Source organism: Bacillus sp. NPDC077027 (assembly GCF_050269555.1).
Taxonomy (GTDB): domain Bacteria; phylum Bacillota; class Bacilli; order Bacillales; family Bacillaceae; genus Bacillus.
Window position 1 is genome coordinate 235456 of sequence record NZ_JBNNIO010000003.1, and the last position, 24551, is coordinate 260006.

The 24551-nt window shown below is 39.0% G+C and carries 25 protein-coding genes and 1 other annotated feature; of the genes, 21 read left to right on the forward strand and 4 right to left on the reverse strand.

Annotated elements, in window-relative coordinates; genetic code table 11:
- The first annotated feature begins 73 nt into the window (after positions 1 to 73).
- Positions 74 to 1339: an MFS transporter gene (locus ACQKEZ_RS11605; RefSeq protein WP_427300924.1), complete on the forward strand. Its 1266-nt coding sequence runs from the start codon at positions 74 to 76 to the stop codon at positions 1337 to 1339.
- 43 nt (positions 1340 to 1382) lie between these two features.
- Here the strand turns inward: ACQKEZ_RS11605 and ACQKEZ_RS11610 are convergent, their stop codons facing one another.
- Entirely contained in the window at positions 1383 to 1577 is a 195-nt protein-coding gene (locus ACQKEZ_RS11610) for a YjzD family protein (protein ID WP_427301917.1), read from the reverse strand.
- Between the two features lie 211 nt (positions 1578 to 1788).
- Here ACQKEZ_RS11610 and ACQKEZ_RS11615 point away from each other — a divergent pair, with 211 nt between their 5' ends.
- From ACQKEZ_RS11615 to ACQKEZ_RS11630, 4 genes are all read left to right on the forward strand, one after another.
- Positions 1789 to 2532 carry a hypothetical protein gene (locus ACQKEZ_RS11615; RefSeq protein WP_427300926.1) on the forward strand — a complete coding sequence of 248 codons (744 nt, stop codon included), beginning with the start codon at positions 1789 to 1791 and terminating at the stop codon, positions 2530 to 2532.
- 78 nt (positions 2533 to 2610) lie between these two features.
- Entirely contained in the window at positions 2611 to 3201 is a 591-nt protein-coding gene (locus ACQKEZ_RS11620; protein WP_427300928.1) for a nad binding enzyme, read from the forward strand.
- Between the two features lie 82 nt (positions 3202 to 3283).
- Positions 3284 to 4246: a BMP family ABC transporter substrate-binding protein gene (locus ACQKEZ_RS11625; RefSeq protein ID WP_427300930.1), complete on the forward strand. Its 963-nt coding sequence runs from the start codon at positions 3284 to 3286 to the stop codon at positions 4244 to 4246.
- 10 nt (positions 4247 to 4256) lie between these two features.
- The gene (locus ACQKEZ_RS11630) at positions 4257 to 4451 is read left to right on the forward strand and encodes a ComZ family protein (RefSeq protein WP_427300932.1); all 195 of its coding nucleotides are present in this window, start codon (positions 4257 to 4259) and stop codon (positions 4449 to 4451) included.
- 10 nt (positions 4452 to 4461) lie between these two features.
- On the opposite strand, the gene ACQKEZ_RS11635 is transcribed toward ACQKEZ_RS11630, so the two are convergent.
- Positions 4462 to 4692: a hypothetical protein gene (locus ACQKEZ_RS11635; RefSeq protein WP_427300934.1), complete on the reverse strand. Its 231-nt coding sequence runs from the start codon at positions 4690 to 4692 to the stop codon at positions 4462 to 4464.
- Between the two features lie 169 nt (positions 4693 to 4861).
- On the opposite strand from ACQKEZ_RS11635, the gene ACQKEZ_RS11640 reads away from it, so the two are divergent.
- The 9 genes from ACQKEZ_RS11640 (at position 4862) to ACQKEZ_RS11680 (ending at position 14741) form a co-directional block, all read left to right on the forward strand.
- Positions 4862 to 5800 (forward strand): beta-ketoacyl-ACP synthase III, encoded by a 939-nt coding sequence (locus ACQKEZ_RS11640; protein WP_427300936.1) that lies wholly within the window; start codon positions 4862 to 4864, stop codon positions 5798 to 5800.
- 21 nt (positions 5801 to 5821) lie between these two features.
- Complete coding sequence (gene fabF, locus ACQKEZ_RS11645; protein ID WP_427300938.1) at positions 5822 to 7063, forward strand: beta-ketoacyl-ACP synthase II; 1242 nt, start codon at positions 5822 to 5824, stop codon at positions 7061 to 7063.
- A 75-nt stretch (positions 7064 to 7138) separates the two neighbouring features.
- Positions 7139 to 7930, forward strand: a complete 792-nt coding sequence (locus tag ACQKEZ_RS11650) for a DUF2268 domain-containing protein (protein ID WP_427300940.1) — start codon at positions 7139 to 7141, stop codon at positions 7928 to 7930.
- A 175-nt stretch (positions 7931 to 8105) separates the two neighbouring features.
- Positions 8106 to 9101, forward strand: coding sequence for an ABC transporter ATP-binding protein (locus ACQKEZ_RS11655; protein WP_427300942.1), 996 nt, complete (start codon positions 8106 to 8108; stop codon positions 9099 to 9101).
- Positions 9088 to 10110, forward strand: a complete 1023-nt coding sequence (locus ACQKEZ_RS11660) for an ABC transporter ATP-binding protein (RefSeq protein WP_427300944.1) — start codon at positions 9088 to 9090, stop codon at positions 10108 to 10110. The genes ACQKEZ_RS11655 and ACQKEZ_RS11660 overlap by 14 nt, the downstream gene beginning before the upstream one ends.
- 87 nt (positions 10111 to 10197) lie before the next feature.
- Positions 10198 to 11832, forward strand: coding sequence for a peptide-binding protein (locus ACQKEZ_RS11665; RefSeq protein ID WP_427300946.1), 1635 nt, complete (start codon positions 10198 to 10200; stop codon positions 11830 to 11832).
- A gap of 78 nt (positions 11833 to 11910) precedes the next feature.
- Positions 11911 to 12861, forward strand: a complete 951-nt coding sequence (locus ACQKEZ_RS11670) for an ABC transporter permease (RefSeq protein WP_427300948.1) — start codon at positions 11911 to 11913, stop codon at positions 12859 to 12861.
- Between the two features lie 92 nt (positions 12862 to 12953).
- The gene (opp4C, locus tag ACQKEZ_RS11675) at positions 12954 to 13793 is read left to right on the forward strand and encodes an oligopeptide ABC transporter permease (protein WP_427301919.1); all 840 of its coding nucleotides are present in this window, start codon (positions 12954 to 12956) and stop codon (positions 13791 to 13793) included.
- A gap of 195 nt (positions 13794 to 13988) precedes the next feature.
- Positions 13989 to 14741 (forward strand): YjbA family protein, encoded by a 753-nt coding sequence (locus ACQKEZ_RS11680; protein WP_427300950.1) that lies wholly within the window; start codon positions 13989 to 13991, stop codon positions 14739 to 14741.
- Positions 14742 to 14778: 37 nt separating this feature from the next.
- Here the strand turns inward: ACQKEZ_RS11680 and trpS are convergent, their stop codons facing one another.
- The gene (gene trpS, locus ACQKEZ_RS11685; RefSeq protein ID WP_427300952.1) at positions 14779 to 15774 is read right to left on the reverse strand and encodes a tryptophan--tRNA ligase; all 996 of its coding nucleotides are present in this window, start codon (positions 15772 to 15774) and stop codon (positions 14779 to 14781) included.
- A 53-nt stretch (positions 15775 to 15827) separates the two neighbouring features.
- Positions 15828 to 16046: a binding site (T-box leader), on the reverse strand.
- 477 nt (positions 16047 to 16523) lie between these two features.
- On the opposite strand from trpS, the gene ACQKEZ_RS11690 reads away from it, so the two are divergent.
- From ACQKEZ_RS11690 to spxA, 7 genes are all read left to right on the forward strand, one after another.
- Complete coding sequence (locus ACQKEZ_RS11690) at positions 16524 to 18161, forward strand: peptide ABC transporter substrate-binding protein (RefSeq protein WP_427300954.1); 1638 nt, start codon at positions 16524 to 16526, stop codon at positions 18159 to 18161.
- 116 nt (positions 18162 to 18277) lie between these two features.
- Entirely contained in the window at positions 18278 to 19222 is a 945-nt protein-coding gene (locus ACQKEZ_RS11695) for an ABC transporter permease (protein WP_427300956.1), read from the forward strand.
- 3 nt (positions 19223 to 19225) lie between these two features.
- Positions 19226 to 20143: an ABC transporter permease gene (locus ACQKEZ_RS11700; protein ID WP_427300958.1), complete on the forward strand. Its 918-nt coding sequence runs from the start codon at positions 19226 to 19228 to the stop codon at positions 20141 to 20143.
- A 12-nt stretch (positions 20144 to 20155) separates the two neighbouring features.
- Positions 20156 to 21235 carry an ABC transporter ATP-binding protein gene (locus ACQKEZ_RS11705; RefSeq protein ID WP_427300960.1) on the forward strand — a complete coding sequence of 360 codons (1080 nt, stop codon included), beginning with the start codon at positions 20156 to 20158 and terminating at the stop codon, positions 21233 to 21235.
- Position 21236: 1 nt separating this feature from the next.
- Positions 21237 to 22154, forward strand: coding sequence for an ABC transporter ATP-binding protein (locus tag ACQKEZ_RS11710; protein WP_427300962.1), 918 nt, complete (start codon positions 21237 to 21239; stop codon positions 22152 to 22154).
- Positions 22155 to 22680: 526 nt separating this feature from the next.
- Positions 22681 to 23259: a GNAT family N-acetyltransferase gene (locus ACQKEZ_RS11715; protein WP_427300964.1), complete on the forward strand. Its 579-nt coding sequence runs from the start codon at positions 22681 to 22683 to the stop codon at positions 23257 to 23259.
- Between the two features lie 191 nt (positions 23260 to 23450).
- A complete protein-coding gene (gene spxA, locus ACQKEZ_RS11720) occupies positions 23451 to 23846 on the forward strand; it encodes a transcriptional regulator SpxA (protein WP_427300966.1) in 396 nt (131 codons plus the stop codon).
- Between the two features lie 36 nt (positions 23847 to 23882).
- Here spxA and ACQKEZ_RS11725 read toward each other — a convergent pair whose 3' ends face one another.
- Positions 23883 to 24545 carry a TerC family protein gene (locus ACQKEZ_RS11725; protein WP_427300968.1) on the reverse strand — a complete coding sequence of 221 codons (663 nt, stop codon included), beginning with the start codon at positions 24543 to 24545 and terminating at the stop codon, positions 23883 to 23885.
- Positions 24546 to 24551: the final 6 nt, after the last annotated feature.

The window sequence follows — 24551 nt, forward strand, 5'->3', positions numbered from 1 at the left end:
AACAACCGTATGAAAATGAGGAAATATAAGGTAAAATATGTAATTGGACATATTTTGCGAAAGGATTTGTGTTATGGAAAATATGAATCTCACTGAAAGTGTTTGGAACAAACGCTTTACGTCTTTATTCATTTCAAGATTAATAAAAAATACGGGAGAAAGCTTTGCCTTTACATCTGTCCTTTGGCTACTCATTTTAAGAGGTGACGGTGCGTTAGGTACAGGACTTCTTCTTGCAGTGACAGTGCTTCCTTCATCATTGTTAGCCCCAATTCTTGGACCTCTAATGAAAAAACATCATTTGTCTAGATGGATGTTCGGTTCGGACGTTGTTCGCGCAACTATTGTACTCATCATTCCACTTTTACATTTTTCGCATGTATTGCCACTATGGTTATTGATCTCGTTAATGGTGATTCAATCGGCAACTGGTGCAGCGTACAATCCTGCTTCTGTCGCAATTTTACCTCAAATCGTACCGAGACATTTGATCCAAAAAGCAAATGCGATTTTGCAATCTTCTTTTGAAATCGTGGCACTGGCTGCTGTCATGGTAGCAGGGCTACTCGTTAAATTGATTGGACCGGCAGATACACTGTTCATTACAACGGCTCTATTTATCATCTCAGGACTTTTTATTGTAGGAGTTAAACTAAAGAAAACGGAAGAAAGCGGAGTAACTGGCATTAAACAAGCGAGAAGTAGATACATATATAACTTGAAGCGTGGCTTTCTTATTGTCAAAAATCATCATATTTTATTTGCGCTGACGATTTATTGTATTTGTATGAATGTTGCTGCTGCACCGTGGCAAGCATTATCTGCTGTATATGTAGCAGAAGCGCTACAAAGTGATTCAATGGTCTATTCCATTTTAAGAGGAGTCGCTGCAGTGGGTGCGTTTATCATGGGCTTTGCACTGGCAAAGGTGAAAATCAAAAGATTTGGTTTGTTTTTTATCGTCGCAGGTATGATTGAAGGGTTCGCCTTCTTTATGACAGGAATGAGTACATGGTTACCAATTGTATTGCTTGCTTCCTTTGTTTTTGGTGCTGCTGTTAGTGCAATCAATGTGCCAGAAATGGTCATTATTCAAACATCAGTAGAACAGGAGGATCAGCCGCAAGTATATGCGGTCATTAACTCCACATCAAATTTCTTTCTGCCGCTTGCTGCGGTCATATCAGGTGTACTTGCTGAGAAATTTGGTGCAGGACCAGTCATTGCAGGTGGGGGATTACTTGAAATCCTATCTGGAGTCGCTATCTTCTTATTCACAGGGCTTGCAAAAAGCCATCTGGATACAGATAAACAAAATTCAAAAACAGTCCAAGTATAATCACAAGAAACCCCCTGTTTTTACACAGGGGGTTTGATGTCTGTTAAGAATGTTTACTTGTACCTTCAGCATCTTTTAATGGACTTACTTCTGCAAAAATGAATAAGATAACCGTAAACACTACTGCAAGTATGGAGGTAAAAGTAAAGTCATAGGCTGCTTTATTCATGGAAGCAACGATGTATCCTGCCATATGAGTTAATAAAAATATCCAAATGAGGGTGATAATAAAGCGCATCATTCCACCGTCCTTTATGTACAATCTAGTGATTATCATACCATATATCATGTTCTCGGGGAAAGACTGTTTTCAGCCCTTATGTGACCATTTTTCGACCTTCTGCTACTAAAAGAAAAAGATTTCTTTGATAATTAGGGGATTTCCTTATTCCTAGAAGAGTGATCATTCATATCATAGAAAGCAGAATCACTGAAAGGGGGCTGGCCATATGGGTATCAACGAACGATTTTTACAATTAGGTTCCCAGTGGAACGTCATTCACCTTCCTCAAAAACCAAATGGCTTTGGCATTCTTATACTCGGTGACCGAAATCACTTCGTGCGGGAAGACACTTCATTCTGGCTTCAGCATTATGGAAGAAGCCAACTTTTAACTGGTTTGAGGGATGATGGGTATACATTGTTTAACAGCCATCTCCATGGCAACCATTGGGGGTGTGAAAAAGCTGTTTTTGATGCAAAACAACTCATTCATTACACCTTAAAACAAGAAATTTTAAACAGAGAAATCCACGTACTTGCAGATGGAATGGGTGCTCTCATTGCCATGAAGCTTGCAGCAGAAATGCCAGACGTGCTAAGGTCGATTGCGATGCTTAATCCATGCCTAAACCTCGAAGCACATCGAAATAGAGAAAAGGAGCATAAATTTTTTTATAAACAATTCATAAAAGAGCTATCTCAAAGCTACGATTTGTCCGAAAAAGAAGCAGAAGCTCACACACTATTACCACTTCCTACTGCTTCTGTAGAGGTACCAATTCATATATGGCAACGAATAAGTGGAGCACCTTACTCATTTGAACTACATGCCAAGCCTTTTATAAAGCAGCAAAATCTAAATATAGATTCTAAACAAAACGTAGACCTAACCATGCATATGTTTGATCACCCAAGCAGAATTTTTCAATCCGTTCGCAAATTTTATAAATCGCATGAAAGAGAATTGTAGTGAATAGAATGATATCAGCCCTTCAATTGAAAGGGCTCTTCTTTTTATATTCGAACTGATGAAAAAGGGGAAATGGTGATGGAAAGTGTATTGATTATGGGTGCAGATGAATTTTTTGGCCTCGCGCTTTGTGAATATATGATAAAAGAAGGCTTACAAGTGGATTTGACATTTATGGAGGATGACACTGAGCAAAAGAAGCAACTAAGGGAAGAGCGGATGATGTGGCTCGGACGAAACGATTTAGTTCGAGTGGTCAATCCAACGATGAGAGAAGATGTATATGATCTCATTTATATTCAAAAAGAGAAAGATAACGAGATACAAGAGGGGATAAAGGCGAATATAGGCATGTTTCGTTTGCTCTATCCATCCGACCATACGAGTACGAGTAAACAGGAGAATCAACGAAAAGGACAATCAATTCTTCTTCCTGCAATGTATGGTCCATGGACGCTTGAAGAGGATAAGCGGTATGTCAATGACGGGGCGTATTATGTAGAAGATGTTGCCGAAGCTCTTTTTCAATGGTCCTTGACTGATAATCACAGGCAGGAGGGGATTCATATGTTAATGCCACAGAGAAAAACGGAACCAGCCGAAGCAAAAGAAAAAATTCTGAGTTGGGAAAGACAAAACTCAACAATTTTCGACAAAAATCAAGAATGATCTTCCATCTTATCTTTATTCAGTATAAAATAAACCTATATTTAACATACAGGTTCTATACTGCAAAGGGAGTTGACATGGCATGAAGTACCAGCGGCTTGTCATGATCTTTTCGTTCCTTCTTATATTAACTGCCTGTTCGCAGGCACCCTTAAAAGGGCATATTGAGAAGGTGGGTTTACTCGTCCCCGATACGATTAATGATCAAGTCTGGGGAACGAAAGGTTATAAAGGCTTGTTAAACATTCAATCAAAATACAACGTAGACGTTTATTATAAGGAAGGAATGATTGACAAGAGCGAAATTGTTGATGCCATTGAGGAATTCCACAATAAAGGAGTCAACCTTATGATTGGGCATGGTAGTGAATACAGCGATATTTTTAATATCATTAGCGAAGATTATCCAGATATTCAATTTATCACGGTCAATGGAGAAAAGCCTCAAGCGGACAATGTAACGAACGTGACATTTAAAGGGGAGGCTATGGGCTTCTTTGGAGGAATGACTGCGGCACATATGTCTAAAACACACAAGATAGGCATACTTGCTACCTATGACTGGCAAGGAGAAGTAGATGGATTTATCAAAGGGGCAAAATATCAGGATGCACACGTTCAGGTACTTGCGGAATTTGTCGAAAATTGGGATGATACCAATAGAGCGGTCAAGTTATATAAAAAGCTTAAAAAACAAGGAGCAGATGTTGTCTACCCGGCCGGGGATGGTTATAATATTCCTGTTATTGAACAAATCAAATCTGATAACTTGTCAGCGATCGGATATGTTACTGATCAATCGAATCTTGGTAGCCATACCGTCTTAACAAGTACTGTCCAGCATGTCGATAAAGCATACGGTATTATTGCAAAGGAATTTAATGACGGAACGTTAAAAGAAAAGAGCGAATACTCCTTTGATTTTAAAGAAGGGGTCATTGAAATGGGGAAATTCAGCTCCACAGTCGATGCTTCATTCGTCAAGAAAGTTGAGCACGATATTGCGACCTATAAAAAGACTGGAAAACTACCAAATGAAAAGTGAGGTGTTAAACGTGCAACATGAAAAATCTATGGAGTTTTTGCAAATTGCCATGAAGTACTTTCCACAAGCAAAAGAAGAGCTTGATAAAGCAGGCATTCAGCTTGATCCTGAAGCCCTTCAGCCACTGCTTACTTTATTTACATCAGTCATGCAAGAAGCATATGAACTCGGAAAAGCAGATGCATTAGAAAAAGCCACAAAATAGTGGCTTTTTTTCATGATATTTTTTTCTTAAATGCACTGATCAATGGGCCCACATCTTTGAATACTGGCTTTAATTCATCAATTGAATTCATGATAGTACCGATTTGATTCATCACATGCATATAATCAATAGATTCTTCATTAGACGACGACTCATCATCACTTTTTGCCTCTTTCTTTTTCTTTTCTGGTTCACTTGGTTTTCCAAACATCATCGTTGAAAAAAAATCTTTTTGTGCCATCTCTCATCTTCCTTTCTTCTTACAATATATGATTACTCTATGAAAAAAGTGAGATGAAAGGTTAGACGTTTGTATTGCCAAGGTGAAAAAAATAAGGTAGGATTAGTACCAGATACTAATATAAGATCACAATATCACATGCTCTTATGAGTAAAAGGAGTCTTATTCAATGAATGCTGGAATTATTGGCCTTGGCCGCTATATACCTGAAAACATATTAACAAATCTTGATTTAGAAAAAATGGTTGAAACTTCTGACGAATGGATTCGTACTAGAACAGGTATAGAAGAAAGAAGGATTGCATCTGATGATGTCAATACCTCCGACATGGCACTCGCTGCAGCGAAGAAAGCCCTTGCTGATGCGAATGTTTCTGCAGAGGAGCTTGACATGATTCTTGTCGCGACAGTTACCCCTGATCAAGCATTTCCAACAGTTTCTTGCATGATTCAAGAACAGCTTGGGGCACACAATGCATGTGCAATGGATATTAGTGCTGCTTGTGCTGGTTTTATGTATGGTCTTGTGACTGGAAAACAATTTATTGAAGCAGGGACGTATAAACATGTGCTAGTTGTAGGTGTTGAGAAGCTTTCACGTATCACAGATTGGGATGACCGTAATACAGCCGTTCTTTTCGGAGATGGGGCTGGAGCTGCGGTTGTTGGACCTGTAAGTGAAGGCAAAGGAATTCTTTCATTTGAACTTGGAGCTGACGGAAGAGGCGGTAAGCACTTGTACTTAGATGAAAAAGATCATACAATCATGAATGGACGAGAAGTGTTTAAATTTGCTGTCAGACAAATGGGTGAATCAAGTGTCAATGTAATTGAAAAAGCAGGGCTTTCAAAAGAAGACGTCGATTTCTTGATTCCACACCAAGCAAACATTCGTATTATGGAAGCGGCTCGCGAGCGCCTGGAGCTTCCAGTTGAAAAAATGTCTAAGACTGTTCATAAGTATGGAAACACATCAGCAGCGTCTATTCCAATTTCCTTATGTGAAGAAATCGAAGCTGGTAAAATTAAAGATGGCGATGTCATCGTGATGGTTGGATTCGGCGGCGGCTTAACGTGGGGCGCAATCGCTATGCGATGGGGCCGATAAAAAAGAGGGGTGCACAAATAGATGAGTAAAAAACGAGTAGTTGTTACAGGATTAGGTGCTTTGACACCTCTTGGCAACGATGTAGAAACAACATGGAAAAATGCTTTAGCAGGTGTATCGGGTGTTGGGCCGATTACACGCGTGGATTCTAGTCAATACACAGCAAAAGTAGCTGCAGAGCTCAAAGACTTTAACATTGAAGATTATTTGGATAAAAAAGAGGCGAGAAAAATGGCTCGCTTCACACAATATGCAGTTGTTGCAGCTCAAAAGGCTTTGGAACATTCAGGTCTTGAAATTACAGAGGAAATCGCACCACGTGTTGGTGTATGGGTTGGTTCTGGAATTGGCGGACTTGAAACGTTCGAAGAGCAATTTGAAGTGTATTCAAACAAAGGTGCAAGACGTGTCAGTCCATTCTTCGTTCCAATGATGATTCCTGATATGGCAACTGGACAAATCTCGATTGCACTTGGTGCAAAAGGGGTGAACTCTTGTACAGTGACTGCGTGTGCAACAGGGACAAACTCAATTGGAGATGCATTTAAAGTCATTCAACGTGGTGATGCTGACGCGATGGTTACAGGGGGAACAGAAGCACCACTTACAAAAATGTCTTTTGCAGGTTTCTGTGCAAACAAAGCACTTTCAACGAACCCAGATCCAAAAACAGCAAGTCGCCCGTTTGATAAAAATCGGGATGGCTTTGTCATGGGTGAAGGTGCAGGGATTGTTGTACTAGAAGAGTTAGAGCATGCCCTAAAACGTGGCGCGACGATTTATGCTGAAATCGTTGGTTATGGCTCGACAGGAGATGCATACCACATTACAGCTCCAGCTCCAAATGGAGAGGGTGGTGTACGTGCAATGAGAGAAGCGATTAGAGATGCTGGTCTAACACCAGAAGAGATCGATTATATTAACGCACATGGTACAAGCACGCCGTATAATGATAAATTCGAAACGATCGCTATTAAAGAAGTGTTTGGTGAGCATGCAAATAAACTGGCAATTAGCTCAACTAAATCCATGACAGGTCACTTACTAGGTGCTGCTGGTGGAGTGGAGGCGATCTTCTCTGTTCTTGCTATTAAAGAGGGGCTTATTCCACCAACGATTAACCTTGAAACACCTGATGAAGAATGTGATCTTGATTATGTGGCAAATGAATCACGTGAGCAAGAAGTGCAAGTTGCCCTTAGCAACTCCTTAGGCTTTGGAGGGCACAACGCAACGATCATCTTTAAAAAATATGAAGCATAAACGAAAAGACAAGGCGGTTATCCATAAACGGATAGCCGCTTTTTTGCATATGTTAGAAAAGGAGGTGCAGATAGAATGGGGCTCATCAATACACAACATCTCGTGAAAAAGTCAGCTTCGTTTCAAGAGCTGATGACACAAATGGTGCCATATTTTGAAGGGATGGAAGAAAAAGATTGGTCATCTCTCCTGTCACATCTACAAGGACATGGTATGACAAAATCATGGGCAAGTTCAAAACGCATGATGGATGAACTAAAAGAAAAAGGCTTTTTTCATTTGGTGTTAAAGGAATATAAGATCCTACAAAAACGCTGGTATGGTCCAAATATTCCTATATTCATCCTACCTGTTGATGAAAAAAGTAAAGAGATAAGAGAACAATTTTTTTATCAGTCAGGTCTCGCATTTAAGGATAAAACGTTTTTGTTTTTATCTCCAAACACACCGAAAAAACGAGTAGGCGCATTACTAACACATGAGTATCACCATGTTTGCCGGTTGCATTTTCTAACGAAAGAAGAAAAAGATTTTACATTCCTTGATACAATCATCATGGAAGGTTTGGCCGAATATGCTGTTTATCATAGGTATGGAGAAGACTATACCGCTAAATGGACAACACTGTATGATGAAAGTCAGATTAAACGCATGTACAAAAAATGGGTATACGGTCATTTGCACACAAAGGTCCATACGGACGAAAGGCTGATACAGAACTTGCTTTATGGAAAAGGGAATTATCCAAAAATGCTGGGGTATACGGTTGGCTTCAATATTGTGAAAAAATATTTCGAGCAGCACCGAGCAACAGAAAAAGCCTTTATTTCAGAGCCATCTGAGTCCTTTTTAGAGGTAGTGCTTTAGAGTAGTTAATAAATAACATAAAAAGATCCATATTACAATTTTACTAAATACTTCTTGATTTTGTAATGACAATGTAATAATATACAAATATAAAATTTTATGATAATTCACTTTATTCTAAAAAGATGGAATTTTTTATTCAGTTCTTTTTATCTAATGAGAAAGGAGCGAATGAATGAGCACGCTACTTGAAGTGCAGAACTTAAAAACATATTTCTTCAGAAAAAAAGAACCTATACCCGCTGTTGATGGTGTAGATTTTACGATAAAAAAAGGAGAAACGGTAGCACTTGTCGGTGAGTCTGGATCGGGAAAAAGTATTACATCCTTGTCAATTATGGGCCTGATTAAAGGCTCAGGAGGCAAAATTATAGATGGATCGATTAAACTTGAGGGCAGAGATCTTGTTACATATGCTGAAAAAGAATTATGCAAAATCCGTGGGAATGAAGTATCGATGATCTTCCAAGAGCCGATGACCTCATTAAATCCAGTGTTAACCATAGGCGAACAAATGACTGAAATCCTCATTTATCATAAAAACCTTTCAAAAAAAGAAGCAAATCGAAAAGCAGTTGAATTGTTAAAGCTTGTTGGTTTTTCACGAGCAGAACAATTGATGAAGGATTATCCACATCGACTATCTGGTGGGATGCGTCAGCGTGTGATGATTGCGATTGCTCTAAGCTGTGATTCGAAGCTTCTCATTGCAGATGAGCCAACGACTGCACTTGATGTAACCATACAGGCTCAAGTGCTCGCTCTTATGAAAGATTTATGCACCAAGCTAGGTACGTCTATCTTATTAATTACACATGATTTAGGTGTTGTTTCTGAAGTGTGTGATCGTGTCATTGTCATGTACTCTGGGCAGGTCGTTGAAAACGGTACAGTGGAAGAACTATTTGACCATCCGCTTCACCCGTATACCGAAGGGCTGCTCAATTCGATTCCTGTCATAGACGGTGAAATTCATCAATTAATGGCGATAGAAGGAAATGTACCTGCTCCCGATCAGCTTCCACCAGGGTGCCGCTTTGCCCCAAGATGTCCAAAGGCTATGGAAAAATGCATGAACGATTTGCCCAAGCTGAAAACATTTGAAAATGGAAGAGCGGTCAGATGTTTTTTACATGAGGAGGAGGGTGTAAGTCAAGATGACGCTAGCTGAGAATCAACACAATCTCATTGAGCCAGTTCCAAAAGAGATCATTCTGGAAATCAAAAATGTGAAAAAGCACTTTCCAATCAAAGCAGGCATTCTCCAGCGCACAGTAGGTGCTGTCAAAGCAGTTGATGGAATTGACCTCAAGATCCATAGGGGTGAGACACTGGGAATTGTCGGCGAATCAGGCTGTGGAAAATCTACTTTAGGCCGAACGATGATCCGCTTGTACAAACCAACAGATGGACAAATTTTATTTAAAGGGCAAGATATTTCCGAACTATCTGAGTCGAAATTAAGACAATCCACAAGAAAAAACATTCAAATGGTCTTTCAAGATCCCTATGCTTCACTCAATCCTAGAAAAACACTTCGCAGTATCATCAAAGAACCCTACAAAACTCACAACCTATATACTTTCAAAGAACGAAATGAAAAAGTAGAACACTTACTAGCAAAAGTGGGTCTTCATCCAAGCTATGCAAACCGCTATCCACATGAATTTTCTGGAGGGCAGAGACAACGAATCGGTATTGCCCGAGCACTTGCGATGAATCCAGAGATGATCATTGCAGATGAGCCAGTATCTGCATTGGATGTGTCGATTCAAGCTCAAGTCATCAATCTCATGCAAGAGCTTCAGAATGAATTTCAGCTCACATATTTATTTATTTCTCATGACTTAAGTGTTGTTCGGCATATTAGTGACCGAGTAGGTGTCATGTATTTAGGCAAGATGATGGAGCTTGCAGATAAACATAGTCTCTATGATGACCCTCTCCATCCATATACAAAAGCACTTCTTTCTTCAGTTCCAGTCACAAGGAAAAAGGGCCAAGTCAAAAGAGAACGCATTATCTTGCAAGGGGATTTACCGAGTCCAGCAAATCCGCCTAAAGGATGTGTCTTCCATACAAGATGCCCACAAGCGAAAAGCATATGTAAAGAAAGCGTACCAACGTTTCAAGAATTGAAAACGAATCACTTTGTTGCCTGCCACCTCTACAACGCATAATGACGGATAACCTCAATGTGAGAGGGGGGATGCAAGCGACTAGTGAAACAGATTTTATTAAAAAATGAACGATGAGGGGGAATTCAAATGAAAGTTTCAAATCAGCACACATTTTTGGTCAGTCTATTGCTGATCTTTACACTGATACTAGCAGCTTGCTCAGGGGGAAATAAAACATCGGGAGACAATGCCAAAGAATCGACTGGAAAGCCAGTCCAAGGCGGTGATCTTGTTATCGGATCAATTAGTGAACCCACTTTATTTAACTCTTTATACTCTACTGATGTAGCAAGTGCAGATATAGAAAATAGGCTCTACAGCTTTTTGCTTGAAACGGATGGGAAATTAAACCCGCAGTTTGCCTTAGCAGAGGATATTAAGGAATCTGATGATGGCAAGCAGTATGATGTGACCATTCGAAAAGGAGTCAAATTCCACGATGGTAAAGAATTGACCGCAGATGATGTTGTGTTTACATACAGCATTCCAATTGATAAAAATTACAATGGTGAACGCGGTTCAGGCTTTGAAGTGTTAGAATCAGTAAAAAAGACTGGCGATTATTCAGTTCAATTCAAATTAAATAAACAAGATCCCTATTTTTATAATGTAACACTCGGAAGCTACGGTATTTTGCCTAAGCATATTTTAGGTGAGGTCCCGATTAAGGATTTAGGTGAGAATGAATTTAACCGAAAGAATCCTATCGGATCAGGTCCTTTCAAGTTTGCAGAGTGGAAAGAGGGCGATTATGTAAAGCTTGAAGCATTTGATGACTATTGGGATGGTCGCCCATACATTGATACCGTCACGATTAAAACGATCCCTGATCAAAATGCTGCCATTGCACAGCTATCAGCAGGTGATATTGATTTCTTTGCAGTACCGGGTGCTGAACTAGCAACTGCTGAAAAAAATAGTCAAGTGAAGATCGAATCTGATCTTGGTTTGAACTATTCTTATATTGGCTGGAACCAAAAGAATGAATTATTTAAAAGTAAAAAAGTGCGCCAAGCACTTACGCATGCAATTGACCGCCAAACCATTGTAGACCAAGTATTAAATGGAGACGGAAAAGTAGCGAATATTCCGGAAAGTCCACTTTCTTGGAACTACCCTAAAAATGAAAATGTACCAGTGTTTGAATATGACAAAGAAAAAGCAAAAAAGATTTTAAAAGAAGAGGGCTGGGAAGATACTGACGGAGATGGTTACCTTGATAAAGACGGAAAAAAATTCTCCTTCGTGATCAAAACAAATCAAGGAAACAAAGTACGTGAGGACATCGCGGTTGTTGTTCAGCAACAGCTAAAAGAAATAGGAGTAGAAGCAAAGCCGCAAATTGTTGAATTTAGTGCACTTATTGAACAAACAACACCTCCGAAGTGGGACTTTGACGCATTGCTTCTAGGATGGAGCCTAGCCACTTTCCCTGATCAAAATACGATCTTTCACTCAAGTCAGTCTGAAAAAGGTTTGAACAATGTTTGGTATAAAAACGAAGAGGTTGATAAATTGCTAGTCGAAGCAAAATCAATTAGTGATCGTAAGGAGTATTCAAAAGCTTATGAAAAAATCTATGAGCTGATTGCTGAAGATCAGCCATACACGTTCCTTTACTATGCGAACTCTCATCGTGCGATGCCTACTAATCTCCAAGGCTACTCTTACCACCCGAAAGATGAGTATTACAAAATTGAAAAATGGTGGATTGAAAAGTAGAAATGCAGTGAAGAAGGGGAGTTCTCTCCCCTTTTTTAACACGAGGTTGGCAATACGTTGAAAAAAGGAGTCGTGCAAATGATTACATATATCATCAGAAGGACTTTGCTCTCAATACCGATCCTTTTTGGTATCACCATTTTATCCTTTGCGATTATGAAGGCAGCACCAGGTGATCCGATGTCACTCATGATGGACCCAACCATTAGTGCGGCAGATCGTGAAGCATTTATTGAAAAATATGGTCTGAATGATCCTGAATACGTGCAGTACATGAAGTGGCTTGGCAATATGTTGCAAGGCGATTTTGGTACATCCATCGTCAAAAAGGGAACCCCAGTGGCCGATTTAATTTTTTCAAGGCTACCTAATACCCTCATCCTCATGATTTTTTCCACAATTGTTGCGCTCATTATTGCGATTCCATTTGGTGTTCTTTCTGCGAAACGTCCGTATACAAAGCTCGACTACGGAATTACCTTTACATCCTTCCTTGGACTGGCTATTCCGAATTTTTGGTTTGGTCTTATTCTCATTATGATTCTTTCTGTCAACTTAGGCTGGTTTCCAACAGGCGGGGTTGCGACGCTCAACACAGATTTTAGCCTGTTTGATCGAATCCACCATTTGATTTTGCCAGCATTTGTGCTTGCCACAGCTGATATGGCGGGGTTAACGAGATATACGAGATCAAGCATGTTAGATGTGATGCAACAGGATTATATCCGTACAGCAAGAGCGAAGGGCTTTAGAGAAAATAGGGTCATCTATAAGCATGGATTAAGAAATGGACTTATGCCAGTTATTACAATCTTTGGTCTGATGATTCCCTCTTTTATTGGCGGTGCGGTTGTTGTTGAGCAAATTTTCACATGGCCTGGCCTTGGAAAATTGTTTATTGATTCAGCCTTTTCGAGAGACTATCCTGTCATCATGGCCATGACCGTTATCTCTGCGGTGCTCGTTGTGGTCGGAAATCTAATAGCGGATGTTTTATATGCAATGGTTGATCCACGAATCGAGTATTAGAAAGGAGCTGAACGGACTTGGCGCAACCAAATATCGGACCACCTCCTGCTGACATCAAATTAAAGGAAAGCCTGCCTAGCAAACCGGAAACGATGCTACGTCTATTTTGTGAGAAGTTTTTTAAAAATAAACTTGCCGTTGTAGGGACATTTATCCTGTTCGTGATTATTTTTTCTGCCATCTTCGCACCGGTTATCGCACCATATTCTCCGGAGCAACAGGATTTGCTTAAAAAATTGATGCCCCCAAGTTCAGAACATTTAATGGGAACAGATAAATTTGGCAGAGATATTTACTCAAGAGTGTTATATGGGGCAAGAATTTCTCTTTTAGTCGGTTTTGTATCTGTCCTTGGTGCGATAACGATTGGAACAGTAGTTGGGGCAATCGCAGGGTATTTTAAAGGATGGGTCGATTCTATACTCATGCGATTAGTCGATGTCGTGTTATCCATTCCTGATATCTTTCTATTGATTACACTTGTCACCATTTTTAGACCAGGGGTTGATAAGCTTATTCTGATCTTTGCACTAACAGGATGGACAACAACAGCACGTCTAATTCGAAGTGAATTTTTATCACTCAGAACAAGAGAGTTTGTATTAGCAGCACGAACGATAGGTACAAAAAACCATGTCATTATCTTTTCGCATATCTTACCTAATTGTCTTGGACCGATCATTGTATCGGCAACGCTTAAAATAGGTACAGTCATTCTTGCTGAGTCTACGTTAAGCTATTTAGGGTTTGGTATCCAACCTCCGACACCAAGCTGGGGAAATATGCTACAAGATGCGCAAAATTTTTCAATTATGGTGCAGGCATGGTGGTATCCACTGTTCCCAGGCCTATTGATCCTGCTAACCGTATTATGCTTCAATTTTCTAGGAGATGGGCTAAGAGATGCTCTTGATCCTAAAAAGTTAAAGTAATCTGCATTGCTTAAGTAACAATAGATCAGTTTATTGTCAATACGGATGAAAGGTTTTTCCGCACTATTAACTGTGACGAAAAAAAATAAAAGCAAACCGTCAGCCACTCAGCTTGAAGTTTAATAAAGTTGGAATAATTTCTCTATCCCTTGCCCATACTGTGGACAACAGTTTTTAAAAAGTGAGGGATTGGTTATGTTATTTCTTCATGACGTATGGGTGAATTGGTTTGAAGGGGAAGAGAACGGGTACAATGTTTGTCATTTTCATGAATGGCGCAAAGAGGATAGTGTTGAGTTATTAGATCAGGTTCCACTGTTGAAAATACAGAACACTCTATTTGAGTACATAGAAAATGATTTATCAGAGCTACCGAAGGCGCTTTTGGAAGCAGTTTTTGAAAAGGCATATATTCGTAAAAATCATGAAAGAAAAAAGTTAGAATATTGTTTTGTCGTTACTGATGGAATGCGTATTATAGCCATTGATACGATCGGTTACTCGATACCTGTAAGAAAGAGTCGCCTCATTCCGAGGCAGGAGCAGCTTGTGTATGAGATGGTGAAAGATGTGAAAGCAGAAGAGTTTGATTTTACACCAGAGGAATTAGCGTCTTCTAAGGAATATCACATTTTATCTTTATCACCAAAACATATTAGTGGTTTAACGAGAAAAGAAAGACAGCTAAAACAACTGATGTTTATGGCCCTAGATCAATTAAAGGGGCTGAAAAACCGTGCGGAAATTGCTTATTGGTACACAGAATGGAATCCACGTATGTATAAGCAAATCAAGCGGATGTCATTTGAAGAAATATGGGATATGCTTTATAACGAAACACTTGATGGTTGGTCAGAGAATCATTTGGCATTTTGCGAAAAAATGATCAAGGGACAGCCATTCTTTGAAAAGCTATGGGAACTGGAAAATGAATCGAAGGTTAATTAATATAAGAAGAGCTTGCAGCAAATGCTGCAAGCTTGTTTTATTTGCGTTTTCGACCGAGACCCATTGCATTTTCCATTTTCTTTAGCATTTTACTCGCTACATGGTTTGCTTTCTCAGCACCTTCGTCTAGAATATGGTCTAGCTCTTCTGATTCAATAAGCTCATCATAACGATCTTGAAGAGGCTTTAAAGCATCAATGACAACCTGTGCTAAATCGCCTTTAAATTCTCCGTAGCCTTTACCTTCATATTTTTGTTCAAGGCTTTCAATGGATGTGTTACTTAAGACAGAATAGATCGTTAAGAGATTAGAAACACCTGGTTTGTTTTCTTTATCGTATTTGACGATCCCTTCAGAATCAGTGACGGCACTTTTAATTTTTTTCTCAAGCAGTTTTGGTTCATCTAATAATGTAATAAATGATTTTAGATTTGGATCAGATTTACTCATTTTTTTCGTTGGATCTGCCAGAGACATAATCCGAGCACCTTCCTTCGGTATTTTTACCTCAGGAACGGTAAAGATGTCATTATACTTTTTATTAAAACGTTCAGCCAACGTTCTTGTTAACTCGAGATGCTGTTTTTGATCCTCACCGACAGGGACCAAATCAGTGCTGTAAAGTAGGATATCTCCAGCCATCAAAGGAGGATAGGTCAATAGGCCTGACACCACAGCTTCTTTCCCAGCAGACTTATCCTTAAATTGTGTCATTCTCTCAAGTTCACCAATATAAGCAACACATTGCAGCATCCATCCTGCTTGGGCATGGGCAGGAACTTCTGATTGAATAAATAATGTGGCTTTCTCCGGATCAAGACCAACTGCCAGGTAAAGAGCAGCGAGACTCCGAATATTTTTACGAAGCGTTAATCGATCCTGATTAACAGTGATTGCATGCTGATCGACGACACAAAAGTATCCATTATAATCATGCTGTAAGTCGACAAATTGCTTCATGGCACCAATATAATTTCCTAATGTTATGGAACCACTAGGCTGAATACCTGAAAAAATTGTTTTCTTCGTCATGTTAAAACCTCTTTTCTTCAATATAAAAAGGCCCACTCGTCTCTTTTCATCAGAAAAGGGACGAATGAACCGTGGTACCACCCTCGTTATTTCACATAGAAATCACTCATTGACGTTGATATCGGAGTCTGCTCCGTCTAAGCCTACTAACTGTTTGCGTTCGGTCAGCTGCTCCAAAGCCCATTCCATATTAGCCACTATCTGCTCACACCAACCGCAGACTCTCTTGAAAAATGGTCAGAATATGTACTCTTCTTCTTCATCGCAAATATATTCTATCCTATTATAAAGGATTTTGGCAGCAAAGTCACGAAGCCGTGACCTTCTCATCATGTTGTGAGAAATTAAAATTTCATATAAAATTTTAATTTTTTGTCAGATTTTTTTAAATAAGAAGGATTAATTATATGTATAAAACATTATTTGCCCATTAGAAGGATATTCATATTAACGTATTTACGCTTTAATTTGTTGAAGTAATCGAGACTTTAGTTTATAAAAATCAATCTTTATTCCCATTTACGTTTTTTTAAAATATATGAAAATGATATTGCAATAAATTATTCTATTCATTATAATTAATTTGTTCACACGTTTGTGCTAGGCTCCTTACATAGTGAAAATTCAGAAAAAACAAAAGAAATAGAAAGTAAATCAATTTAGGACTTTTTTATACTATTTCTTATTTCTGAATCCAACCTTCTATCGAGACCTTTGGACTAAAAATAATATTATAAGGGGGAATACAGTTGAAAAAGCGTTGGTCTGTTATAAGTTTAATGCTTATTTTCACACTTGTATTAAGTGCTTGTGGTTTCAATGGAAACAAATCAGGCGACAGCTCGAGCAATTCTGGAAAGGCTAAGACAACATTCAATGTCAATATCTCAACCGAGCCTTTTTCTCTACATCCGGGATTAGCAAATGATTCAACTTCAGGAGGCGTAATTCGTCAGACTTTTGAAGGGTTAACAAGAATCAATGCTGAAGGTAAGCCTGAAAATGCAATGGCTTCTGATATTAAAGTGAGTAAAGACGGTAAAACATATACATTTACAATTCGTGATTCAAAATGGTCTAATGGTGATGCCGTTACAGCGAAAGATTTTGAATATGCTTGGAAATGGGCATTAGATCCTAAAAATGAATCTCAATATGCTTATCAGCTCTACTATATCAAAGGCGCTGAAGCAGCAAATAAGGGTGAAGCAAAAGTTGCTGATGTTGGTGTGAAAGCGAAAGACGATAAAACGCTTGTTGTTGAGCTTGAGAACCCAACACCATACTTTACTGAACTTACTGCATTCTACACTTATATGCCAGTCAATCAAAAAGTGGCTGAAAAGAACAAAAACTGGTACACAAATGCTGGTGAAAACTACGTATCTAACGGACCGTTCGTTCTTTCTAAATGGAAACATGGTGGTTCTATCACGCTTGAAAAGAATGATAATTACTGGGATAAAGACACTGTAAAACTGAAAAAGATTAACATGTCTATGATCAAAGATACAAACACTGAGCTTAGCATGTTCAAAAAAGGTGAACTTGATTGGGCGGGTTCTCCAACTGGAAACCTTCCAACTGAATCTTTACAAACATTGAAAAAAGATGGCGATCTTATAATTCAAACAATCGCTGGTGTCTATAACTACAAATTCAACACAGAAGTAAAGCCTTTAAACAATGCCAACATCCGTAAGGCACTTGCATACTCAATCAATCGTCAAGCGATTGTTGACAAAATTACGCAAGGTGAACAGGTTCCAGCAATGGCAATCGTTCCTCCAACAATGAAAGGATTTACTGATAACAAAACTGGTTACTTTAAAGATAATGATGTAAAAACTGCTAAAGAACTTCTTGAAAAAGGTGCAAAAGAATTAGGTTATAAGTCTGCAGCTGATCTTCCAGCATTAAAATTGTCCTATAACACAGATGAAGCACATCAGAAGATTGCACAAGCAGTCCAAGAAATGTGGAAGAAAAATCTAGGTGTTAAAGTTGAACTTGATAACTCTGAGTGGAACGTTTACATTGATAAACTACACAGTGGAGATTACCAAATCGGACGTATGGGCTGGTTAGGTGATTTTAACGATCCAGTCAACTTCCTTGAGCTTTACAAAGATAAAGACGGTGGAAACAATGATACTGGATGGGAAAACAAAGAGTATCAAACATTATTGAATGATTCTGCAAAAGAAACAGATGCTTCGAAGCGTGAAGAAATGCTTAAGAAAGCAGAAAAAATTCTGATAAATGATATGCCAATCGCACCAATTTACTTTTATACTGAACTTTGGGTTAAAGATCCAAAACTAAAAGGTGTAGTTGTATCTGGTCTTGGTGATGCTCAATATAAATGGGCATATTTCGAAAAGTAAGCATCATAATGTAAGAGATCTATGGCAAGGATCTTAAGGTATATGGAGGATGTCTCTCCATATACCTTTCTTGCTGATTAGAGAAATTGTTGTAAAATCATGGAGGTGCAATTCCGTTGCTTAAATATATCGGTAAGCGATTAATATATATTTTAATCACACTGTTTGTTATTGTAACTGCAACTTTCTTTCTCATGCAGGCAGCACCTGGTGGCCCATTCTCTGGAGAGAAGAAACTTCCTGCTGAAATTGAAGCAAACCTAAACGAGCACTACGGGTTGGACAAGCCCTTATTTGTTCAATATTTAAGCTACTTAGGTTCTGTTGCAAAATTAGATTTTGGTCCCTCATTTAAATATAAAGGACAAACCGTAAATGACTTAATCAGTTCTGGATTCCCCGTTTCCTTTACCCTCGGAATTGAGGCAATTCTCCTCGCATTAGCATTTGGTGTATTGTTTGGGGTCCTTGCAGCGCTCTATCATAATAAGTGGCAAGATTATACGATTGCCATTTTAACGATCTTTGGAATCTCGATTCCGAGTTTCATTTTAGCGGCGCTACTACAATATGTATTTGCATCTGAGGCAAGCTTTTTAGCGATTTTCCCAGTTGCAGGATGGGAGTCTTGGGCAAGCACCGTACTACCTTCTATTGCACTTTCCTTCATGCCAATGGCATTTATCGCTAGACTTGCACGGTCAAGTATGCTTGAAGTACTAAACAGTGACTACATTAGAACGGCTAGGGCGAAAGGATTAACAAAATCAGCTGTTACGATCAAACACGCGATTCGAAACGCATTGTTACCAGTTATTACATACATGGGACCAATGGCAGCTTCGGTTTTAACAGGTAGTTTTGTCGTTGAGAAGATTTTTGGTATTCCTGGATTAGGCTCTCACTTTGTCACAAGCATTACAAACCGTGATTACACCGTCATCATGGGTGTCACAGTCTTCTATAGTATTATTCTATTAATCAGTATTCTAGTCGTTGACGTCCTATACGGCATCATCGATCCAAGAATTAAACTGACGAAGGCGAAGAAAGGGGTCTAACACATGGAAGAGATGAGAAAAGACTTATTTGTGCCGGCGACGGCTGACGCAGCAGAATCTGAAAAAATTTCTAAACCTAGTCTATCTTTATGGAAAGATGCCATGCTTCGCTTCCGTGCAAATAAACTTGCAATGGTTGGGCTTACAATTATTTTCATTGTTGTGATGCTGGCGATTTTCGTTCCGATGTTTTCTAAATATGATTACTCTACTACAAATTTGCTTAATGCAGACCAGCCACCATCAAAAGAGCACTGGTTCGGTACGGATGATTTAGGTCGAGACATGTTTGTTCGTACATGGGTAGGTGCAAGAATTTCGATCTTCATCGGTCTTGCTGCAGCCATTTTGGATGTGATCATCGGGATTATCTGGGGAAGTATTGCTGCATTCAAAGGCGGTCGTACTGATGAAGTAATGATGCGTATCGCAGACGTTTTATGGGCAATTCCAACATTACTAATGGTCATCTTAATGATGGTTGTTCTGCCAAAAGGATTATTAACGATTATCCTCGCCATGACAGTCGTAGGTTGGATTAACATGGCACGTATTGTACGGGGACAAGTTTTGCAATTGAAAAGCCAAGAATACGTTCTTGCAGCACAAACATTAGGTGCGAAAACATCTAGACTTTTATTTAAACACTTGATTCCAAACTCAATGGGGCCAATTCTTGTGACGATGACGCTAACGATTCCTTCTGCCATTTTCACAGAGGCATTCTTAAGCTATCTAGGGCTTGGTGTACCTCAGCCTTTAGCAAGTTGGGGAACAATGGCGTCTGACGGGATTCCGGCCATGACGTACTATCCGTGGAGATTATGGTTCCCAGCCGCATTTATTTGTATAACAATGTTTGGTTTTAACGTGGTTGGAGACGGACTAAGAGACGCTTTAGATCCGAAATTGCGTAAATAAGGAGTGATTAGGATGGAACGTGAACGTATTCTTGAGGTGAAAGACCTTGCAATCTCATTTAAAACATATGGTGGAGAGGTTCAAGCCATTCGTGGTGTGAACTTCCACTTAAATAAAGGCGAGACACTTGCTATTGTAGGTGAGTCTGGCTCTGGTAAAAGTGTCACATCACAGGCTATCATGAGATTAATTCCGATGCCGCCAGGTTATTTCAAGCGCGGAGAGATCCTGTTTAATGGACAAGATATTGTCAAGAAAACGGAAAAACAAATGCAAACCATTCGAGGAAAAGACATTGCTATGATCTTCCAGGATCCAATGACTTCTCTGAACCCAACCATGAAGGTCGGGAAGCAAATTACAGAAGTACTATTTAAGCACGAACAAATTTCAAAAGAAGCGGCTGAAAAAAGAGCCATTGAATTATTAGAGCTTGTTGGGATTCCAATGCCTGAAAAAAGAATTAAGCAATATCCTCACGAATTTAGTGGTGGGATGAGACAGAGAGTTGTCATCGCTATGGCACTAGCGGCAGATCCAAAGCTGTTGATTGCTGATGAACCAACAACTGCACTTGATGTAACGATCCAGGCACAAATATTAGAATTAATGAAAGAAATTCAGCAAAAGATTGAAACATCGATTATCTTTATTACCCACGATCTAGGTGTTGTCGCCAATGTTGCTGATCGTGTAGCCGTCATGTATGCAGGGCAAATTGTTGAAACAGGTACTGTCGATGAAATTTTCTACAATCCGAAACATCCATATACATGGGGACTTTTAGCATCAATGCCGAGTTTAGATACAGATGGCGGAGCTGAAGGGAAGCTGACAGCTATCCCAGGTACACCTCCAGATTTGACAAACCCGCCGAAAGGAGATGCATTTGCACTCCGAAGCGAATATGCAATGAAAATAGACTTTGAACAAGAACCGCCAATGTTTAAAGTATCAGATACGCATTATGTAAAATCATGGCTACTTCATCCAAATGCACCTAAAGTTGAACCGCCGGCTTCAGTCAAGGCGAGAATGCGTGAACTCGAAGGTAGCTATGAAAAACCTGTATTAGTAAAAGAGGGTGAATAGCATGGCAGAGAAACTTTTAGAAATTAAAAACTTAAAACAGCACTTCCCAACAGCGAGAGGAACTGTAAAAGCTGTGGACGGAATATCGTTTGATATTTATAAAGGTGAAACACTTGGTTTAGTAGGTGAATCTGGTTGTGGTAAGTCTACTACAGGACGTTCCATCATCAGGCTATACGATGCGACAGACGGTGAAGTCTTGTATAAGGGAGAGAATGTCCATGGCAAGAAGTCAAGACAGAAACTGCTAGAATTCAATCGCCAAATGCAAATGATCTTCCAAGATCCATATGCTTCATTAAACCCAAGAATGACAGTGCTTGATATAATTGCTGAAGGTATTGATATCCATGCACTAGCTAAATCAAAACAGGCACGTAAACAGCGCGTGTTCGAATTGCTTGAGACAGTAGGTCTAAACAAAGAGCATGCGAACAGATACCCGCACGAGTTTTCTGGTGGTCAAAGACAACGGATTGGAATCGCGCGTGCATTAGCGGTTGAACCGGATTTCATCATTGCAGATGAACCGATTTCAGCCCTTGATGTATCAATTCAAGCACAGGTTGTTAACTTAATGAAGGACTTGCAAAAGGAAAAAGGATTAACGTATTTATTCATTGCACATGACTTGTCAATGGTGAAATATATTAGCGATCGTATCGGCGTTATGTATTTTGGGAAATTAGTTGAACTAGCACCTGCAAACGAATTATATGAGAATCCGCTTCATCCGTATACAAAATCGCTGCTTTCTGCGATTCCACTTCCAGATCCAGATTATGAGCGTACCCGCAAACGGATTAAATATGATCCAGCTATGCATAAAGGTCAGAACACAGAGTTCCGTGAAATCAAACCAGGACACTTTGTGAGCTGTACAGATGAAGAATTTGCGGCACTTAAAGCAGGTCAATAAATAGTCTGACAAGATCAGCTTGTAGAGAAACTCATGTTTTTCTACAAGCTTTTTTATGTTTAACGCATTTATGTTCTATAAAATAAACAAAAAATGTGTCCCTCTTTTCTGATGTGTTAAGACTTAGTATGCTGCTGCTTTAAAATACTTTCTTTCGAAAAATAAACAAGTATTTTTTAGTGGAAATCAATTGGAGAAATTAGCTATGTAGACCGGCTACCGCAGTGAGATACATTTTTCATAAAGACATGTTTTCTAGGGATTCTCTCGTTCAGCACAAAAAAAATCAGGAACAGAAGGGATCTTCTTTTGTTATGTTTCAAGTGTTTATAGCATTGATGATTTTGGTTTTTACAATTTAATATGCTTTCTTAAGAAAGGTGAAGTCCCTTTTTTTAGAGATGTTTTAAAAAAAGTGAAACCACATCGACTTTTCTCACGTCTTACTAGTACAGGCGTTTAAATAGCAGGAAATCGGGAATATCTAAGGAAGTGGTTTCTTGAATTTATCAAAAGGAGCAGATCCATGAATTGGTATGAAAAGCTCAGTGAATATTTCCCGATAGAAGAAATGAAGTCAAAAGAGCATATGGAAGCTTTGTTAAAGGAAAGAAGTGAAATATATCACAAGGAGGAAGGTTCGCATCATGTGTTGATGTTTGCCGAATTTGATTCCTTCATCTTTATTGATTATTTATTTGTTTCCAAAGATGCAAGAGGCCAAGGTCTCGGCTCAAAGCTCATTCATAAATTAAAAAAGAAAAACAAACCGATTTTGCTTGAGGTCGAGCCTGTTGATGAAGACAATCAAGATACTGCAAAACGCCTAAAGTTTTATCAAAGAGAACATTTTAAACATGCGGAGTCCATTGGATATAAGCGAAGATCACTCGCAACAAACGAAGTGAATAAAATGGAAATTCTCTTTTGGTCACCGACTTCTAATGATGAATCGGAGATGATGGAAGCGATGAGAAAGACATACGAACGAATTCATACCTATAAAGATGAAAAATGGTATGGTACATCGTATGAAGATGTAGATGACGTGTTAGAGGTTATCGAACACAAAAAACAGAAAAACATTTTCGATCATTTGGACTAAATGAGAATGACGAAGAACCAAAAATGATCAATGTGAATGAAATTGTTTCGTTTTTGTCACAAAAAATGCAAGAAAAACTGTTCACACTTACTTTTTTATAGTATAATCACTATAAAGATTACTTATTTAGAACAATTTTAAATTGAGAATACAGATCATTTCATTCTACAACAATTGAGGAGTGAAGATTTATGGTAACATTATACACATCACCTAGCTGTACATCATGCAGAAAAGCAAGAGCGTGGTTAGAAGAGCATAATATCCCTTATCAAGAAAGAAATATTTTCTCTGAGCCGCTTTCAATCGATGAAATTAAAGAAATTCTTCGTATGACGGAAGATGGAACAGATGAAATTATTTCAACTCGTTCTAAAGTATTCCAAAAGCTGAATGTGAATGTTGAGTCAATGCCGCTTCAGCAATTGTATCAGTTGATTAACGAACATCCGGGTCTTCTAAGACGTCCGATTATCTTAGATGAAAAACGTCTACAAGTTGGCTATAACGAAGATGAAATTAGACGTTTCCTTCCAAGAACAGTTCGTACATTCCAGCTTAGAGAAGCACAGAGACTTGCTAACTAATATTATGAAAAGCTGCCGATCATTCGGTAGCTTTTTTTACTTTTCAGCTGTCTGTTCATAAAACAAACTCGCAAGAATTACAGTTGCCACAGTTAAAAAAGGAAGAAGAAGCTCTAGAGTTGAGTGCTGTGCCATGAAAGAATTCAATTTTACATCGCGCACAATCATTTCTCCTCCTGTATAGGCAAGTAGTGCACTTCCTCCATATAAAAGAATTGGAAATCTTGTCAATGCTGTATGAATCAGTTTACTTCCCCAAATAATAATAGGGACTGATATGGCTAAACCGCAAGCAGTGAGAATCATATTTCCTTTTGCGGCACCAGCTACAGCGATCACATTATCCAATGACATGAAGAGATCTGCAATGATGATGGTTTGAACAGCTCGCCACAGTGAGTTACTACTTTTCATACGGAGAGATTCTTTTTTTTGTTCAATGAGCAAGTTATACCCTATATAAAGAAGGAAAAGACCACCGATAAATTGTAAATAGGGAATGGTTAATAAATAAACAGCAGCACCAGTCAGTGTGATTCTCATCACTATTGCTAAAAATGTACCAATCCATATAGCTTTGTTTCGCTTTGCATCCGGCAGGTGTCTACTCGCCATGGCGATAATAAGAGCGTTATCTCCACCTAAAATTAGATCAATGCCAATAATCATTAAAAAGGAAACGATCCACTCAGTTGCCACCCAATT